The following is an 18,433-nucleotide window of genomic DNA, read 5'->3' as shown; positions in this document are numbered from 1 at the left end:
GGATACCCCATACAACTGCTCCCCGGGAGTCGAAACTGAATTCCTCAGTCCAACTTCCGGGGAGCGGTTCAATCGGCTGGGGGCATTCGTGTCGATTCAGCGAAACACTCAGACGTCCGCGTTACCGGCCTTCCACACGTTCCACGGGATGTTCCAGTCCCCCAGGCCGTCTGTGCCCGACAGCGTGCCACCGACAGTGTTCTTCACGATGACGATGTCGCCGCGCTTGGTGTTGTCGTACACCCACTTGGCGTTGGCGGGGCTCAGGTTGAGGCAGCCGTGGCTGGTGTTGGAGTAACCCTGCTGCCCGACAGACCACGGTGCTGAATGGAAGAAGATGCCGCTGTAGGACATTCGCGTCGCCCAGTCGACCGGAGTCTTGTATCCGTCAGCGGAAGTGACAGGCACTCCGTACGTCGACGAGTCCATGACCAAGTTCGCGAACCGGTCACCGATGATGTAGACACCGTTGTCGGTGGGAGTGCTGTCCTTACCCATCGACGTGGGCATGGTCATGACAGTTTCGCCGTTGACCTGGAATGTGACCTGTTTCGTGTTGTCGTCGGCAACGGCAATCACGGAATCACCGATGTCGAAGGACGTCGTGGCGTCTTCCTGACCGAAGACGCCTTTGCCCAGATCGCGGCCGTAGACGTTGACCTTGACGTCGACCTTGGTGCCTGGCGCCCAGTACGCCTCCGGACGCCACCGAACCTCACGGTTGTTGACCCAGTAGAAAGCACCTTCGACAGCCGGGGTCGTGGTGACGGTGATCGACTCTTCGGCAGCCTTGCGATCCGGAATGTTCTCGTCGAACTGCACGGCGATCGGCTGGCCGATACCGACGACGGAACCCTCACCGGGCATCACGTACGGCTTGGTGAGGTTGCCAGGCGCGCTGGTCGTGAACGACGTCACCGTAGTGCTGGCGCCGCCCAATCCGTAGGCCTGGGCCTCGATCTTGTACTTGCGGTTGTAACCGAGGGGTTCAGCGGTCACCCACGACGCTCCGTCGGCAGCGATGGTGCCGGCAACCGTCTTTCCGTCGGCGTTGACCATCCGAACGGCGGACAGACTGCCGTCGGCGACGTCGATGCGGACCGGATCGCCCGGTGAGAAACCGATTGCGCCGTCAGTGACGGTGGAGGTGACTTTCGGCTTGATGAGCTCGGTCAACGGGTTGGAGTCGATCGGCGCGGCGCCCTCGTTGTCCACGGCAGCCCCACTGGACGTGCACGCGGTCACCAGAACCAACGCTCCCAACGACACGGCGGCCATTGCGGCGCCCCTCGAGACTCGGCCTGCCCCTCCACGCACGGACAGGCCCCACCACTGACGACTCATTTGTTCGACTCCGCTTCACATGTTAACGACCAGCAATTGCGCCAGGTCAATGATGCCAGGCACAGTCGTTACTCACGGTCATGAAAAGCCCGCCGAAGAGTAACGTTCGAGTATCAATCGTTTCGTACCGATTGGAATGTTACCGATTTCGGTCAAGGTCACAGGAACCACCCGTCCGACGACGCCCCACCAGGCGATTTGCTCCCGACGGAACGGTTCGGCTAATGTTCTGTCTCGCAAGAGCGAGCGCCTATAGCTCAGTTGGTAGAGCAAGTGACTCTTAATCACTGGGTCCGGGGTTCGAGTCCCTGTGGGCGCACTTGCAAAGATCCCCACCGTGGAAACGCGGTGGGGATCTTTTTTGTGTCCGGGCGGCGAATACACTCCAGCGAACCCGACAAAATGGAGCGAGCCATGACTGATCTGCCCGATTCGGAAGTCGCATTTGCCGGTGTCGTCGGTCAAGCCGAACTGATCCGCAGCGGCCAACTGTCGGCTCGTGAATTGACCGAACATTCACTCAGACGTATCGAACGGCTCAATCCCGCACTCAACGCATTCACCCGCATCCTCGCCGACGAAGCAATCGCCGAAGCCACCCGACTCGACGAGCGCCAGGCCTCCGACGACCCTGCCGGTCCCCTGCACGGCGTGCCCATCGCGATCAAGGACGAGAACGACGTAGCCGGAACACCCACTACCTACGGCGGTGCCGCAGTCACTCGGATCGCAAAGGCGGACTCCGAGGTAGTGCGACGCTTACGCGACGCCGGAGCGATCATCATCGGAAAAACCACGATGCCGGAGTTCGGTATCTGGCCGTTCACCGAGACCGCTGCGCACGGCTACACCCGAAATCCCTGGAACACAACAGTATCCACAGGAGGCTCGAGTGGCGGCACAGCAGCAGCTGTCGCGTCGGGCATGGTTGCCGCGGGAATCGGCGGCGACGGCGGCGGTTCCATCCGACTTCCGTCGGCATTCTGCGGATTGTTCGGACTGAAAGCGCAGCGCGGCCGAGTAAGCACCGCACCGAACGGCAACCTGTGGCGCAGTCTCGGAACACTCGGCCCGCTCACCCGTTCGGTCCAGGACAGCGCACTCGTCTACGACGCCATCACCGGCACCACACCGGTGGACGACTACCGGGCCGAACCACTCGGGGCCGGCTTCACCGAAGGTTTGGCGTCCCCGCTGCGCCCCCTCCGCATTGCGGTGTCCACCCGCTGCCCCGTACGCGGCGTGAGGCCGGCGCCCGAAGTGGTTGCCGGGGTTCGTGCGATCGCAGAAATGTTGAGCGCTTTGGGGCACCACGTCGACGAACATGATCCCGAATACCCGGATGCAACGGCGTCGTTCCTGCCCCAGGTACTCGGCGGCGTACGCGACGAGGCCTTGCGCGTCGATCGGCCCGATCTCCTCGAAAAGCGAACTCGCGCACTGTCTTCGATCGGCAGGATCGCATCATCCCGGCGCGTCGGCCGGGCCGCGTACCGGCGTGGCCAACGGATCGCGCACACCGTCAACCAGGTTTTCGACACGTACGACATAGTGCTGATGCCGACCACACCCGCCTTGCCACGACGGATCGGTCAACTCGAAGGCACAGGACTGCTGTCCGCCGTCCGCAAGGCTTTGCCGATCGCGGCGTACTGCTCGATCTGGAATGTGTGCGGCAATCCGGCGGCGGCCGTGCCGGCAGGATTTTCGGCCGGCGGACTCCCCCTCAGCGTCCAACTGGTGTCGCGACCGAACGGCGAGCTGACAATTTTGTCGCTCGCACATCAGCTAGAGGGCCGGATGGGGTGGACGAATTCCCGTCCGCCGCAGGCTTGAAAGGCACGTGCGATGTAACTGCCGTCACGATTGGAACGACGCGTTTTGCAAACTGAGGAGCCTGTCGGCTAATGTTCTGTCTCGCAAGAGCGAGCGCCTATAGCTCAGTTGGTAGAGCAAGTGACTCTTAATCACTGGGTCCGGGGTTCGAGTCCCTGTGGGCGCACTTGCTAGAAGGCCCCCATCTCATCGAGATGGGGGCCTTCTTCATGTCCGACGTCGCTGAGTGATCAGCGAATGATCTTGCGAATGACCAGGAGTCCGACAACGGATCCCACGGCGATCAACGCGTACTTCACGTTCGGCTCGTTGAGCTTGGCGAGCACCGTCTTCTTGGTGTTCTCGACCAGCCGCTTCGGGTTGGTCCGTACCGTCAGTTCGTCGAGTGTGCTCGCGAGCTGGTTACGCGCCTTCTCGATCTCGCGCTCGATGCTCTCGGTGTCCCTGGGCACGTGTCCTCCAACTTGTCTGTGTGCTGTCGCTTGATGTTCGTTGCCGCTACGTCCGTGCAGACGCCAGGCGTCGACACCTGGTTCTACCGTAGAGGAGCAGATTGCTCGCGCGCCCACCTGGCGCGCAATTTCTCGACTAACCTCGATTCCCGTGACCGAGAACAGTAGATTGTCTGCCGGCGATACCGCGCCGGATTTCACGCTCCCCGACGCCGAAGGCAACGAAGTTTCGTTGCACGACTACCGAGGCCGCAAGGTCATCGTGTACTTCTACCCGGCGGCCAGCACGCCGGGCTGCACCAAGCAAGCGTGTGACTTCCGCGACAACCTCGCCGAATTGAACGGGGCCGGCCTCGACGTCATCGGCATCTCACCGGACAAGCCGGCCAAGCTCGCCAAGTTCCGCGACAACGAGGAGCTGACCTTCCCGCTGCTCTCCGATCCGGAGAAGGCGACGCTGCAGGCCTGGGGCGCGTTCGGCGAGAAGAAGATGTACGGCAAGACCGTCCAGGGCGTCATCCGATCCACCTTCCTCGTCGACGAAGAGGGAAAGATCGAAGTTGCCCAGTACAACGTCCGGGCCACCGGTCACGTCGCCAAGTTGCGACGCGACCTGTCCGTCTAGCTATTCGAACCGGCTCAAAAACAGGGCTTGCGCGTACGCGAGATTCTCGATCTCCGACGGGTCGACGCTCTCGTTCGGGGCATGGATGCGGCACTGCGGTTCCTCGACGCCGATCAACGCGATCTCCGCGTCGGGGAACTGCTCCGCCAGCGCGCTACACAGGGGAATCGAGCCTCCCTGTCCGGCAAATCCGACTTCGGCGCCGTACGCCGCACTCAGAGCCGCTGTGAGCTGCTTGAATCCCGGCCCACCCGTGGAAGCACCGAACGGCATTCCCGTCGCCTCCGGATCCACGCTCACCCGCACGCCCCACGGCGCCGCAGCCAGCAGATGCCCGATCAGCAAGTCCTGGGCCTCGGCGGGGTCCGTGCCGGGTGGAACGCGCAGGTTCAACCGTGCGGAAGCTCGTGGCGTAATTGCCGCAGCCGAGCCGACCACGGGCGGGCAGTCGATCCCCAAGATCGTGAGCGCCGGCCGCGCCCACACCTGGTCGGCCACAGAACCCGAGCCGACTAGATCGACCCCTTCGAGGACTCCCGCATCGCCGCGGAATTGTGTGTCGTCGTACTCGACGCCATTCCAGTGCTGATCGCTGACAAGACCGTCGACGGTGGTGTTGCCTTCTTCGTCGTGCAGGGTTGCCAGCATCTGCACCAACGCGGTCATCGCGTCGGGCGCCGGGCCGCCGAACACCCCGGAGTGCACCTCACCTTCGAGCGCCGAGACGTGGACGACCACATTGGCGATACCGCGCAATGACGTCGTGATCGTGGGCTCCCCCACTGCGGTGTTGCCGGTATCGGCGATCAGTATGACATCGGCGTCGAACAGTTCGGGGCGCTGCCTCAGCAGGTCTTCGAGGCCTCCGGTGCCCATCTCCTCCGAGCCTTCGGCGACGATTCGCAAGTTGACAGCCGGCGCCTGCCCGGCTGCTGCGAGCGCTCGGAGTGCGGTCAGGTGCATCACGAGGTTGCCTTTGCAATCCGACGCGCCTCGCCCGTACCACCGTCCGTCGCGCTCGGTCAGCGTGAAAGGTGGCGAATTCCAAAGCTCTTCGTCTCCGGGCGGTTGAACGTCGTAGTGGCAGTACAGGAGAACGGTCGGGGCATCCGCCGGGCCAGGCCGAAATCCGATTACCGCGGCGGAACCGTCCGACGTCTCGACCGCCTCGGCGTCCGCAAATCCCTGTTCGCGGAACGCGCCAACCACCCAGGCGGCAGCTGCCGCACATTCTTCCGCCGGGAATTGCCGCGCATCCGCGACCGACCGCAACGCAACCAACCGCGTCAGATCCTCGTGGGCGCGGGGCATGAGCTCGCGTACTGCAGCTCGCAACTGTTCGGCCATTTTGGTCTCCTTTTCTCGCCGACTCCAGTGTGCCCGAATCACCGATGAGCAACCCTCTCCTCCAGCGCACGTTCGGTCCCCTAGTATCGAAGGGTGGCAACGTCGTCGGATTTCCAGCAGTCGGTCGGGTGATCTTTCGGTGAGCCCGGATATTCCACAAGTGCCAAATTCTGCTGCAGATGCCGATAACCTCGAATCTGTGCAGCCATCCACCCGCAACCGCCTACGCCGCCGGCCGGACCCCGCACTCGAAAATTCTCAGAGCGACGCACCTCAGGAACTGCTTCCACGCAAACGTCCGACGCAGGAACGAAGCCAGCGCAAGTTCGATGCTCTTCTCGCCGCCTCTCGCGAACTTCTCACCGACGTCGGTTTCGAATCGTTCACGTGCGAAGAGGTCGCGGCGCGCGCTGACGTTCCCATCGGGACGCTGTATCAGTTCTTCGCCAACAAGTACGTCATCGTGTGCGAATTGAACCGTCAGGACCTCGTGGGGGTGCAACACGAACTGGCGCAGTTCGGCGGTGAGGTGCCGTCACTCGATTGGCTGCGGTTCCTCAACAGTTTTGTCGACCACATGGCCGGACTCTGGACATCCGATCCGTCCCGCCGCGAGGTGTGGTTGGCAATGCAATCCACGCCGTCCACGCGGGCAACCGGTGTCATTCACGAGAAGCAGTTCGCGGAAACCGTCGCCAAGATGCTTGGTCCACTCACACCGCGCTCACCGCGGGATCGCCGCATGATGATGGCGGAAGTGCTTGTGCACGTGGTGTATTCGATGCTGAATTTCTCCGTGCAGGACGGCCAGAGCCACGCCGACGCCGTGGTGGAACTCAAGCGTCTGATGGGTGCGTATCTTCTGGTGGCGGAGAAGGAATCTCGATTGAAGGGCCGCGGCACAGCCGACTACGAGGACTGACGCCAGCTCGACCCTAAGTCGATTCGATCACGGCGAACGCGCCGGCCATGTCACCGTCGTGCGTCAGCGAAATGTGAATCTTCACGTCGGTGAGGTGTTTCGCGACGTCGCCCCGCAATCTGATGCTGGGGCGCCCCCACGCGTCGGAGACGACTTCGATTTGATTGTGGATCATCTCCCCCAGCACCGGTGGGCTGGCGAAGAGAGCAGTGGACCACGCTTTGATCACTGCTTCCTTCGCCGCCCACCGGGCCGCGAAATGTCTTGCCGGATCGGAACTCCGAGTATTGGAATCCCGACGCTCACCCGGTGTGAAGTTGTCGAGCATAGCCGTTCCCGGCCGTTTCAGTTGCTCGGCGAACTCCGACACCGTGACGAGGTCGAAACCGATACCCAGAACTCCCATCCTGCGATTATCTACTTGCAGCCAGGAAGATTCGAGCGGTAACGCTGATCTTCACCCAGGCGTGCGTTCTCGCTGAGGAGAACATCCGCTTCGAGCTGACGCGAAGCCTTTGCGGGCGTTCCGTCGGCGCCGAGACGACGATCGGCGGGACGCTCGTACAGGCTGTCGCCACCGCACATTGCCTTGGCGAGGCGACGCTGACCGTCGATGGTGCGCTGCTGTGCGGCTGCAACATAGTCCGCACGCTTGTCGGCGGGCACCGACTCGACAAATGCCTGCGGGTGGACAACCGCGATCAGTCCGGAGACGTGACCGAAGCCCAGGCTGGTCAGCAGGCCGGCGCGCAGCGGGAGCTGCTCGCCGAACTTGAGCGGCTGACGTGCCCACACGAGGTGCTCGAACTCGGCCATCTTGTCGTCGACGCAGTCGAGGCTGCGGTTCGGCGGGATGACGCCCTGGCTGAGCACCTGGCACAGACCGATCAGCTGGAAGGCAGCTGCACCGCCCTTGGCGTGGCCGGTCAGGCTCTTCTGCGACACCACGAACATCGGAGCACCGTCACTGCGACCCAAAGCCCCGGCGAGACGCTCGTGCAGTTCTGCCTCGTTGGGATCGTTTGCCGCGGTGGACGTGTCGTGCTTGGAGATGACCGCGATGTCGTCCGCGCTGACGCCGAGGGCGTTGAGCGAAAGTGCGAGCTGCGAATCCGCTCCGCCGCGTCCGGCACCCAGTGCGCCGATTCCCGGAGCCGGGATCGACGTGTGGACACCGTCTGCGAACGATCCGGCCCAGGCGACAACGCCGAGAACGGGCAAGCCCATTTCCAGTGCCAGGTCACCGCGAGCGAGCAGGATCGTGCCACCACCGGCGGACTCGACGAAGCCGCCGCGGCGGCGATCGTTTGCCCGCGAGAAGCGGCGATCTTCGATGCCCTTGGCGTGCATGTCCGACGTCTTGGCCGTGGCCGACATGTCACCGAAGCCGATGATGCCTTCCGCGCTCAGGTCGTCGAATCCACCGGCAACAACCAACTGGGCCTTGCCCAAGCGGATCTTGTCGACGCCCTCTTCGACGGACACGGCTGCCGTTGCGCAGGCCGCGACGGGGTGAACCATCGCGCCGTAGCCACCGACGTACGACTGAACGACGTGCGCCGCAATAACATTCGGCAGAGCTTCCTGCAGGATGTCGTTGGGACGGTTCTCGCCGAGCAGCGTGTCGATGTACAAGCTCCTCATGGACGTCATGCCGCCCATGCCGGTGCCCTGCGTGTTCGCCACCAGGCTCGGGTGAACCCAACGCAGCAGTTCGCTCGGAGTGAAGCCGCCCGTGAGGAATGCGTCCACTGTCGCAACGATGTTCCACAGTCCGACGCGGTCGACCGAATCGGCCATGTCGGCGGGGATGCCCCACTTCGTGACGTCGAAGTTGGTCGGAATCTGGCCGCCGACACTGCGCGTCAGCTTCATCTTGCGCGGAACACGGATCTCGGTGCCGGCGCGGCGCGTGACCGTCCAGTCACCGGACTCGGCCGAAACCGACGCCACTGTGTTCTCGGGATCGGATTCGACGAAGGCCTGAGCCTCTGCCTCGCTGCCGACCACGAAGCTCAGATCCTTGTCCAGGAACACGGAGGTGAGCAACGGTGCGGTGTTGTCGATCATCTGGCCTTCGTCGACGTAGCGGCGGATGCCGCAACGCTCGACAACTGCGTCGTGGTACTTGTCGGCGATTTCCGCCTCTGGCACCAGATCGCCTGATTCGACGTCGTACCAACCCGGCTTGGGGTCGTTCTCCCAGACGATCAGTCCGGTGTTCCACGCCAATTCGAGAACGCCTGCGGCAGAAAGCTGCTCGTCGACCTCCATCTCGAAGCGGGTACGCGAGGAACCGTAGGGGCCGAGCTCTCCGGCGCCCACGATGACCACGAGGTCCGCGGGAGTGACATCGAGTTCGGGCCAGCTCGGAGCCTTGATCGAGGCATCGATGCGTGCCGGTGCGGACAGCGCGAGGATGGTGTTCTCGTCGACTGCTTCGTCGACTGCCTCGGCAATCTCTGCGGTCGCGGCGGCTTCCTTGGCGAGGGCGCCCAGGTCGAGGTTCGCCTCCGCAAGTCCACCGGTCAGGTCGACCTCGAGCGGAGCCTTGGCTGCGCTACGACGCGACTGCGCGGTAGCCGTCTTCAGCAGTTCGGTTGCCATTTCCTGGGTGGACCAGGTACGGACACCGGCAGCTTCGACAGCGTCGACGATCGGATCGTTGTGACCCATCAGACCGGTTCCGCGGACCCAGCCGATGACGGCGTGTGCCAACGTGACTCGCTCGGCCCAGTTACGCTCGGCCTTCCAGCGGTTGACCACGGCGATCAGCGAAGCCTTGGCCTCACCGTATGCACCGTCACCACCGAACGTTCCGCGGTTCGGCGAACCTGGCAGGACCACGTGTAGGTGCGTGTCGACGTCGCTGTCGTAACCGATCTTCGACAGACCACCGATCAGGCGCTCCACCGACCACAGCAGCACGCGCATTTCCATTTCGGCGCGAGCGCCGGCGTCGGAGAGTTCTCCGCCGACGCGAGGAGCCGCGAACGGGAAGAGCATCGTCGGCGTCATAGCCGGCTTGATCAGCTTCTTTGCGCCACCGGCATTTTCGGTGGCCTCGTTGCCGATCCAGTCGATCAGTGCGTCGACGTCGGTGTACGACGCCATGTTGGCAGGAACCACCCAGAGAGCGGCACCGGCACGAGCGTTCTCGCGGTACAGGTCGCGGTAGAAGCCGAGACGCGAGCCGTCGAGACGCGACGTGGTGACGAATACCGTTGCGCCACCGGCCAGGAGCTTGCCCGTGACCGCTGCTGCGATGGAACCCTTGCTGGCTCCGGTCACGACTGCGACCTCGCCGGCCCACTCGGGTGCGTCGGATTCTGCCGTCACAGCCGCATCAGCGATGCGGGTGTAGACCTCGGCCAGCGTCGTGCGGCCTTCGTCGGTGGCGCGGGTGGCCCACCACTTTGCCTGTGCGGCAACGGTGGAACCGGCTCCGATGAAGTTCTCGACCGACAGGGTCTCGCTGCCCAGCCAAATACGTGCGAGATCCTCACGCGCACTTGCCCAACGGTCGTCGAGCAGGACCGCCTTCTGAGCGTCGAACGCCGGAGCAACCAGACGCGGCCAGTCGGAACCGAGTTCAGCCGAGACCAGGTCGACCAGTTCGGTGTCCTCGACGGTTGCTGCCGGAGCCTCTTCGCTGAGTCCGAGCTGCTCGAGCACGAGGCGGGCGGCCGAAGCCAGAACGCCGTTGCGGCCCGTGATGTTCTCGGTGAACTCACCCAGAGCGGCTGCGTCGACGGTTCCACCGCCGCCGCCACCGGTTGCCGGCAGCGAAACGCTGGTGCCGCGAGCGGAGGCAACCGAAGCAACGGCACTGTCGATGACTGCGTCGACTGCTGCTGCGTCGGCAAGAGCGCCGGAGGTCAGGCCGCCGAGGTCGCCGCCGCGGATGCTGGCACCGTCACGGGTACCGAGCGCTACCGCTGCGGTGACGTGGTGCGCCCAACCGTCGCCGAGTTCCCAGACCTTCTTGACACGATCGGCGATGTAGCCGGGACGCTTGCCCGAGGGGCCGAAGACCTTACGCAGGTGATCGTTGATCGAATCGGAAAGTACCGGTCCGAACGGCTTGTACGTACGGGCCAGCTTGTCGACAGTGGCTGCGAGCGAGCCCATGTCGGCATCTGCCGCGCCGTCGATGGCGCCGAGGGACAGCTCGGAACCGAGGTCGACCAGAAGCTGGTTACGACGTGAGGACACACCGTCGCACAGTGCCTCGATCGTGTCGGCGGGACCGACCTGATCGGGACGCAGCTTGGTCCACAGGCTGATCAGAACCTTCGTGGCGTCCGGCGCCTTGAAGGTGATGTCGTCCGGACGCGGTCCGCTGGACGTCGCGACGGGTGCAGCGGCGACCGGTGCGGCGGCGGCAGCCACCGGAGTGGCGGCGGGTGCTTCCACCTCGTCGTCATCGTCGGCAGCGGCCGGATCGACATCCGTGCCGTAGACGATCGCAGCTTCACGCTCGATGTTCAGAACCTCGACCGGGTAGCCGAAGCGGCCCGGCAGCTTGAGGGTCTGCGATGCGAGGTTCGCGACGGTCGGGGCAGCGCCGAGGCCGACCTCGACGAAGCGCTCGACACCGAGTCCACCTTCGGACTCGTCACTGAACAGCAGATCCTGGGTCTCGATCCAGCGGACCGGGCTGGCGAACTGCCAAGCCAGCAGCTCGATCAGGATGATCCGGGACAGTTCGTGGCTGCGCATTGCGTAGCTGTCGAAGTCAGCAAGGACTTCCTGCAACTGCTCCGACGGCACCAGGTCGGCGATTTCCTGAACGAAGTCGCGGCTCAGCGAGAAGAGCCTCGGAACGAGGTTCGGGATGTAGCGGCCGATGAGGATGTCCGGATCGATGTCGTGCGGGAGCAAGTCCTGCAGGCATACGCGGAAGTCCGCCACGCCGCCGCGAAGGACGGTGGAGTGGAACGGCACGTCGATGCCGGGAACCTGGATGTAGGCGCGCTTGCCACCGAATTCCGCACGGAGACGATCGATCTCGACCTCGAGTGCGTCGAGGCCGGCAACGGATCCGGCGATGGCGTACTGGCTGCCACGCAGGTTCAGGTTGACGATTTCGAGGAACTCACCGGACGCCTCGGCAACACCGGCGACAAAGTCCTGCACGTCGTCGTCGGACACACCGATCTGCGACGGGCGGATGGCAGCCATGCGGTAGTCGGAACGGCCCGCTGCGTCACGGGGAACCAGCTGGTGCATCGCGGAGCCGCGCTGGAAGACAACCTCGAGGAGAGCTTCGAGCGGGAAGACCTCGGCAACAGCGGCGAGTGCGTTGTACTCACCCACCGAGTGACCCGCGAGGAGCGAGCCTTCGATGAAGGTGCCGGACTCACGCAGTTCAGCAACCTGGGCAACACCGAGAACAGCCATCGCGACCTGGGTGAACTGCGTCAGGTGCAGAACACCGTCCGGATGCTTGTGCTCGACGCCGCGTGCCTTGACGGTGACCGGGTTGTCGCGAACCACAGCAAGAATCGAGAATCCGAGTGTCTTGCGGGTGTGCTTGTCCGCGCGCTCCCAGACGTCGCGTGCTGCCTTCGAGCGAGCGCGGGCGTCGAGGCCCATGCCCGGACGCTGGATGCCCTGGCCGGGGAAAGCGTAGATCGTCTTGGGTGCAGCGGTGCGTCCCGTGGCAACCATGACCAGGTCACCATCGATCCGGCAACCGACCTCGACGATCTCGGCACCCTGATCGATACCGATGCGATCGACGCGGACGTCGATCTCGGCGCCGGGGCGGACCATTCCGAGGAAACGAGCGGTCCACGCGGTCAGGCGACGCGGCGGGGTGCGAGTCTCGGCCGGGTCCACTGCGGTGACAACCTGCTGCGCTGCAGCGGAGAGCCACATACCGTGCACGATCGGGGTTCCGAGGCCGGCCAGCAGAGCGGCGTTGTCGGAGGTGTGAATCGGGTTGTGGTCACCGGAAACCTGAGCGAATGCGCCCATGCTGACCGGAGCCAGGATCTTCGCGTCACGGCGACGACGACGCGAGGTGTCGATTGCTGCATCGCTGATCGATCCGCCGGCGCGAGCCGGGTCGGCGAGTTCGCCTGCACCGGTGCGTCCGCGGATCGCGAAACGCTCGGTCATGGTGACTACTGCGGGGGCCTCGAGGCCCTCGCCGAGCATGGCACCGACCTCGACCTTGACCTCGACGACGCGACCGAGGTCCGTGTCCAGAACCGAGGCGACCTCGGCGTTGACCACGAGAATGCTTGTCTCGGTCGGAAGTTCACCGACCAGATTGACGGCGTGGTCGAGGTGGACCAGGTCGAGCATGCCTTCGATGACTGAAAGACTGTCCAGCTTGGCTGCGCCGAGGACGGCGAAGACGGCGGGCCAGCACGCTCCGACAACCACGTCGGGAACGGCCTTGCCGCTCACGCTCAGTGTGGTCGGCAGACCGGAACCGGTGACTCCGGCGTGATCGGCGATGCGGTCAGGTACCCACGCCACATTGAGGCGCGCGGTGCCGTTCTTGACGGTCGGAAGTTCCTGTCCTGCAGCAACTGCCAGCAATGCGGACATCGCGGCTTCGGCATCGGCCTCGGTGACGACCGGAGCGCCGCCGTCGACGACGGAGCTGGGAATGGTGATCGTGATGTCGACCGACTTGTCGGCGACCAGCGGAACCGAGAGCAGGACGTGCGTCTCGTCGACAACTGTCAGGCTCGATCCGGTCGAGGCGTGAACAGCCTTGTCGGCGGACTCGGCACTCCACTCTTCGAGGTCGCCGAGACGACGTACCGGGTTCTGGGTCAGGCGGCCGGCCCACTGGAGATCCGGTGCCGAGAGAACGGCGTCGAGCAGTCCGGGAGCAGAATCCTGGTGGCGACGGCTCGCGAGGACAACCGGAGTGGTTCCGGCAGCAACCAATTCGTCGTATGTGGCCTTCTCGAAACGATCGAGCAGGTCACCGACGGGCTCGTCGACACGCGTGATGCCGGCAACGGCAACGGTGCCGGGGATGACGCACACCTGATCGGCGGTGTACCGCGGATCGTGTGCCTGCCACAGGGAGTCACTGCGCCACCAGCGGCGCACGTCACCGTCGACGACGGGAACGAAGTTGACCGGCTTACCCGGCGTCTTGCACAGCGAGATGAAGAACGAGACGTCTGCGGGATGCAGAACCGTGCTCGTGTAGTCCGGGTACGACGCCTGCAGTGCGCAAATCGCAGCTTCGGGACGCTCGAGGGTCTCGGCATCGCCGAACAGGGTCGGGATGGGGCCGCGGTCGACGGGGTGCAGACGAGCCTCGGTGCGTTGGAGCATCTCGCCGAAGCGGGCACGCCAGGTGATGTCGAGCCACGGGCTCGTCGTTGCCTCGGCAATAGCGTCCTGAAGGTCTGCGCCGCAGTCGAATTCCTTGGCCGCGTCGATACCGACGGTCAGCTCGAGGTAACGACGCAGCCACTGCGCGTACGTCATGGTCTCGATGTCACCGAAGTACGGCTTGGCGGTGACGTCGAGTGCGGCGATGATCTCGTCACGGCGCTCGGCAACGGCGTCGGCATCGCCGGCGACCTCGTCGAGGAGGCGTCCGGTGCGCGATGCGGCGTTGTCGATCTCGTGGATGTCGGCACCGAGCTGGCTACGGCCCGAAGCCATTCCACCTTCGGCGGTACCCGCACCGACCCAGTCCGGAGTACCCGGTGTGTCGACGAGGAGCTGCTTGACCTCGGGAGACGTGGTGGCCTCCAGCGTCGCCATGGCTGCCGTACCGACGAGAATGCCGTCGACGGGCATTGCCGGGAAGCCGGCTCCGACAGACCAGCGGCCGGTCAGGTAATCGGCTGCGCGCTCGGGTGTTCCGATGCCGCCGCCGACGCAGATGATCAGGTTCGAACGCGTACGCAGCTCGGCGTACGTGTCGAGAAGCAGGTCGTCGAGGTCCTCCCACGAGTGGTGTCCGCCGGCGCGGCCACCTTCGATGTGAACGATGACCGGGAAGTTCGGAACCTCGTTGGCGATGCGGATCACCGAACGGATCTGCGCCACGGTGCCCGGCTTGAATGCGATGTTGGTGATGCCGATCTCGGACAGCTCTTCGATAAGCGCAACGGCCTCTTCGAGTTCCGGGATACCGGCGGTGACGATGACGCCGTCGATGGGTGCACCGGCAGTACGAGCGCGCTGCACGAGGCGCTTGCCACCGAGCTGCAGCTTCCACAGGTACGGATCGAGGAACAGCGAGTTGAACTGGACCGCGCGGCCCGGCTCGAGGAGCATCTTCAGTTCTGCGACACGGTCTTCGAAGATCTCTTCGGTGACCTGTCCGCCGCCGGCAAGCTCGGCCCAGTGACCGGCATTGGCAGCAGCGGCAACGATCTTGGCGTCAACCGTGGTCGGAGTCATGCCGGCCAACAGGATCGGTGAGCGACCGGTGAGCTTCGTGAAGGCAGTCTCGACGCCGATGCGGCCGCGGGGAAGCGCTACAGGCTTGGGCGCGAATTCGGTCCACGAACGTGAGACCTCAGGCGCAGCACCGGGGGTGAGCAAGTTGCGATGTCCGCCGCGGGTGGACGCGGCGATGATGCCAACACCCTGCCCACGCAGCGAGGACGACGTCATACGGGTCAGCTGATCGCTGGGTCCGAGATCGAGAATCCACTGCGCGCCGGCGTCGATGGCACCATTGACGGCCTGCACCCAGTTGACCGGGTCGACCAGGATGGCCTGCGCGAGTGCGCTGGCCCGATCTGCGTCGAGGCCGCAGCGGGCTGCCCAGCTGCCGACCAGGTCGACTGCGTCGGCGAGCGCCGGGTGGTGGAAACCGATCTCGGTGTCGAGCGGGTCGAAGGTGGGAGCGAAGACCGAACCGCCGCGCTTCTTGCCGTCGCGCTCGCGGGCTTCGGTCGCTTCGATCTGCTCGCAACGTTCCTGCACGCGGGCCAGCTGAGCGGGCGGTCCCGCGAGGACAACACGGCGGCGGCCGTTACGAATAGCGAGGACAGCTGCGCGATTGTCCGTCGTGGTCTGGGCCAGTTCGGCGACAATCGCGTCGAGGCGCTCGGGATCGACGTTGGACACCGCGACCATCGGCTTGCCCGACGCGCTCGCGATGATGCCGCGGCGACGACCGACCAGGCTGGCTGCGGCGCCGACGAGCTGAGCAACGGCAAGAAGCTCGCCGTCGTCGTTGCCACCAGCTGCAACAGCAGCGGTCGCGAGCACGCCCTGCGAGTGTCCGATGACGGACACGGGCGGATGCGCTGCAATGTCGAGACCCTGCGCAGTCAGCGCACGCAACGCCGCAAGTTGCGTGAGGAAGACGCCGGGGAGTGAAACAGGGGCTGCGGTGAGTGCTGCAGCAGAGGGACCTGCCGGCTTCTCACCTTCTTCTTCGTCCACGATCTCGGCTTCGAGAATCCACGCGACCGGATCGAATCCGATCGGGCGCACCACCACGAGGTCCTGCGCGAGCGGAGCGAGGCGCGCTGCCGCGTCGTTGACCAAGTCGGTGAGAATCGGCTCCAGGCCGTTGTCGCGGCTGAGTTCTTCGAGCGTGCTGAGCCACGGGGCGCCCTGTCCACCGAAGGCAAGGGCGTACGGCAATCCGTTGTTCAGTGAATCGACGAGCGCACCTTTACTGTTCGTGCGGGAGGCTCCCCCGTCGACGCCGACGCGGCGTCCATCCTTCGAGTCGCGTCCGTTTCCTGTAGGTGTCGTGTCATCGATCGTCACGCGTACGTCCTCTCCTGGTCACCTCTGCGGCGAGGTGGGAATTGTGGGTCTGCCCGGGGCGCACGTCTTGCATATCGACCGAAAGAATCGGCATGTCTGCGCCTTCCGTGCACGTTAAGGCTGACACAGGATCATGAGGATTTCCTCACGTTTGCTGGCAGCTCGAAATACTGGACTTTCCAGCCGGTGATCTTCCTCACGGGATGTCGAGAAAGTGACTCGTGAGTAGGTCGCAAACCCGCTGCCAGGGACTGTTACTCGGATTTCCACAAACCTGAGGAACTCCTCATATTTATCGTTACCAAATCGTTACCCTCTTGACGGTTGGCCCATCGCGTGCCTTTCACCCCAAAACCTGTCGGACTCCCGCGCTAGGTTCAGCGCGTCCGATCGGACAACTTTCTCGGGGGGAGAAATCATGGGTACCGACACCACAAAAATCGTCATCGACTTCATCGCACGCGAGCTGCCACAGTCCGCGTGGCCGCACTGGACCGATGGGTGGGCACACGAGGCTGAAGCAGCCATCCTCGACGCGGCCTTCTCGGCCCGCGCCGCGTACGGAACACCTACGACGGGCGTGCGAGCCGTCATCACGCGGTGGCGTCACCACCGCCAGTCGGACGCGCCACTCGACAACCTTTCCGCTCTGGCAGCCTTTGCCGAGCGCGGCGACGAACTGGCCGTCATTCTCGGTAACCGTCAGCGGGTGCCTGGCAACTACTCCACCAAAGCAGAGGCCGCAGCATTGGGCGCCGCAGCACTGGTTGCCGTCGGATGCTCCGGTTGTGCAGATATCGGCAACACCGACGCCCATCGAGCGGCAATCATGTCGGTTCCGGGGTTTGGAACGCGCACATTCGACGCGCTGTTGTTTCTGTCCGGCACACTCACACCCGATTCGGTGGAACTACTGACTCGTTTTGCCACCGAGGCAGCCGGTAGCGCCGAACCGCTGGGCGGCGCAGAGGCAACCTCGCTGCTCGCTGCGGTGGCTGCTGAATTGAATGTCCCCGCAACAACTCTCACGCACGCAGCATGGCGGTACCAACGCACCGCCGAACAACCACGGCGACCGGCAAAATCGGACCCGGTTCCAGCCATGTGAGGGCCGTGCCCACTGCATATGAGGGCCGTGTCCGCCGCGGGGTCGGCAATCGCGTATCCTGTGAATTCCGCGCGCGAGTGGCGGAATTGGCAGACGCGCTGGATTTAGGTTCCAGTGTCTCAGGACGTGGGGGTTCAAGTCCCCCCTCGCGCACAACGCTAGAGCCCCATCGAGATCGTTTCGGTGGGGTTCTGTTTTTGTGTCTACGACACCGTGTCGGAGATCGCAGGGCGCGGCACTATAGCTCTGCGGTACCGTCGTAGTGTGTCGAAGAAGCCTACAAAAAGCCGACCTGCGCTGATCCTGCTGGTTCTGGTGTCAGCAGCGGTCTGCTTGTCGCTCGGCTGGTGGCAGTGGGAGCGCTTCGAAGCTGTGGGCGGCAGCGGGCAGAACCTCGGCTATGCGTTGCAGTGGCCACTGTTCGCCGCGTTTGTGGTGTACGCATATCGCAAGTTCGTTCAGCTCGAGGATGCCGATCCGGACGAGGTCGAAGCCGAGGAAGCCGCAGCGGAGCCGCGTGAGATTCCGGCCGATCTGCTACCGCAGCGTCCCCGGGCACAGTTCGGCGACGCGGAACTCGATGCCGATGACCCCGAGGCACGCCAAATGCTCGAATACAACGACTACCTTGCGCAGCTCGCCGCTCGCGAGCCCGATAGGAGCACTACGTGAGTACCGGCCCGGAAGCGAGCACCGCTACCACCTCAGACAAGGCCACCAAGGCGCAGGCCGAGAAGCAGAAGAAGGTTGCTTCTGCGCTTGTTCGTTACCGCGTTCTGGCGTGGATCACCGGCCTGTGGCTGCTGTTCCTGACCGGTGAGATGGTCTACAAGTACCTGATCCTGGAAAACTCCGCCGACGCTCCGTCGTGGCTGTTCTACATCGGCCAGATTCACGGGCTGTTCTACATGCTGTACCTGGTGTTCACGGTCGACTTGGCTATCAAGGCGCGCTGGAAGTCGGGCACGACGGTTGCCACGGCACTGGCCGGCACCATTCCGTTCCTGTCGTTTGTGTTCGAACACAAGCGGACCATCCAGGTCAAGAGCGACTACAACCTCTGATTTTCCGTAAAG

General features: G+C 64.2%; 11 protein-coding genes and 3 tRNA genes. 9 read left to right on the top strand and 5 right to left on the bottom strand.

The annotated features are described in order from the left end of the window. Window positions 1–108: 108 nt before the first annotated feature. Window positions 109–1,278: a L,D-transpeptidase gene (locus V2B23_RS28225; protein WP_430953280.1), complete on the bottom strand. Its 1,170-nt coding sequence runs from the start codon at window positions 1,276–1,278 to the stop codon at window positions 109–111. A 312-nt stretch (window positions 1,279–1,590) separates the two neighbouring features. Between V2B23_RS28225 and V2B23_RS28220 the strand changes: the two genes are divergently transcribed. From V2B23_RS28220 to V2B23_RS28210, 3 genes are all read left to right on the top strand, one after another. After that, window positions 1,591–1,663, top strand: a tRNA-Lys gene (locus V2B23_RS28220). Window positions 1,664–1,758: 95 nt separating this feature from the next. Then, window positions 1,759–3,180, top strand: a complete 1,422-nt coding sequence (locus tag V2B23_RS28215; protein ID WP_430953277.1) for an amidase — start codon at window positions 1,759–1,761, stop codon at window positions 3,178–3,180. A gap of 93 nt (window positions 3,181–3,273) precedes the next feature. Further along, window positions 3,274–3,346, top strand: a tRNA-Lys gene (locus V2B23_RS28210). Between the two features lie 64 nt (window positions 3,347–3,410). Here the strand turns inward: V2B23_RS28210 and V2B23_RS28205 are convergent. After that, the gene (locus V2B23_RS28205) at window positions 3,411–3,632 is read right to left on the bottom strand and encodes a DUF3618 domain-containing protein (RefSeq protein ID WP_033232750.1); all 222 of its coding nucleotides are present in this window, start codon (window positions 3,630–3,632) and stop codon (window positions 3,411–3,413) included. A gap of 151 nt (window positions 3,633–3,783) precedes the next feature. Here V2B23_RS28205 and bcp point away from each other — a divergent pair, with 151 nt between their 5' ends. After that, complete coding sequence (gene bcp, locus V2B23_RS28200) at window positions 3,784–4,257, top strand: thioredoxin-dependent thiol peroxidase (protein ID WP_430953276.1); 474 nt, start codon at window positions 3,784–3,786, stop codon at window positions 4,255–4,257. On the opposite strand, the gene V2B23_RS28195 is transcribed toward bcp, so the two are convergent. Then, window positions 4,258–5,604, bottom strand: coding sequence for a dipeptidase (locus V2B23_RS28195; protein ID WP_430953275.1), 1,347 nt, complete (start codon window positions 5,602–5,604; stop codon window positions 4,258–4,260). Between the two features lie 199 nt (window positions 5,605–5,803). Here V2B23_RS28195 and V2B23_RS28190 point away from each other — a divergent pair, with 199 nt between their 5' ends. Continuing rightward, window positions 5,804–6,526 carry a TetR/AcrR family transcriptional regulator gene (locus V2B23_RS28190; RefSeq protein WP_430953274.1) on the top strand — a complete coding sequence of 241 codons (723 nt, stop codon included), beginning with the start codon at window positions 5,804–5,806 and terminating at the stop codon, window positions 6,524–6,526. A gap of 13 nt (window positions 6,527–6,539) precedes the next feature. Here V2B23_RS28190 and acpS read toward each other — a convergent pair whose 3' ends face one another. Next, window positions 6,540–6,932: a holo-ACP synthase AcpS gene (gene acpS / locus V2B23_RS28185; RefSeq protein WP_033232742.1), complete on the bottom strand. Its 393-nt coding sequence runs from the start codon at window positions 6,930–6,932 to the stop codon at window positions 6,540–6,542. Between the two features lie 11 nt (window positions 6,933–6,943). Continuing rightward, the gene (locus tag V2B23_RS28180) at window positions 6,944–16,249 is read right to left on the bottom strand and encodes a fatty acid synthase subunit beta domain-containing protein (RefSeq protein ID WP_430953273.1); all 9,306 of its coding nucleotides are present in this window, start codon (window positions 16,247–16,249) and stop codon (window positions 6,944–6,946) included. Between the two features lie 418 nt (window positions 16,250–16,667). On the opposite strand from V2B23_RS28180, the gene V2B23_RS28175 reads away from it, so the two are divergent. From V2B23_RS28175 to V2B23_RS28160, 4 genes are all read left to right on the top strand, one after another. Beyond that, on the top strand, window positions 16,668–17,357 hold the full coding sequence (locus tag V2B23_RS28175) for a hypothetical protein (protein WP_430953272.1): 690 nt from the start codon (window positions 16,668–16,670) through the stop codon (window positions 17,355–17,357). A gap of 71 nt (window positions 17,358–17,428) precedes the next feature. Further along, window positions 17,429–17,510 (top strand) — tRNA-Leu (locus V2B23_RS28170). Window positions 17,511–17,621: 111 nt separating this feature from the next. After that, window positions 17,622–18,029: a glucitol operon activator gene (locus V2B23_RS28165; RefSeq protein ID WP_033233158.1), complete on the top strand. Its 408-nt coding sequence runs from the start codon at window positions 17,622–17,624 to the stop codon at window positions 18,027–18,029. After that, window positions 18,026–18,421, top strand: a complete 396-nt coding sequence (locus V2B23_RS28160) for a DUF3817 domain-containing protein (protein WP_430953271.1) — start codon at window positions 18,026–18,028, stop codon at window positions 18,419–18,421. The genes V2B23_RS28165 and V2B23_RS28160 overlap by 4 nt, the downstream gene beginning before the upstream one ends. Window positions 18,422–18,433 lie beyond the last annotated feature (12 nt).

It is taken from the genome of Rhodococcus sp. 24CO (assembly GCF_050586165.1).
Classification (GTDB): Bacteria; Actinomycetota; Actinomycetes; order Mycobacteriales; family Mycobacteriaceae; genus Rhodococcus_F.
This window is presented reverse-complemented; position numbering and strand designations above follow the sequence as displayed.

Bases quoted from the DNA above. Each gene is read 5' to 3' on its own strand.
- V2B23_RS28225 (WP_430953280.1), bottom strand. From the start codon at position 1,278: ATGGCCGCCGTGTCGTTGGGAGCGTTGGTTCTGGTGACCGCGTGCACG.
- V2B23_RS28215 (WP_430953277.1), top strand. From the start codon at position 1,759: ATGACTGATCTGCCCGATTCGGAAGTCGCATTTGCCGGTGTCGTCGGT.
- V2B23_RS28195 (WP_430953275.1), bottom strand. From the start codon at position 5,604: ATGGCCGAACAGTTGCGAGCTGCAGTACGCGAGCTCATGCCCCGCGCC.
- acpS (WP_033232742.1), bottom strand. From the start codon at position 6,932: ATGGGAGTTCTGGGTATCGGTTTCGACCTCGTCACGGTGTCGGAGTTC.
- V2B23_RS28175 (WP_430953272.1), top strand. From the start codon at position 16,668: ATGGGTACCGACACCACAAAAATCGTCATCGACTTCATCGCACGCGAG.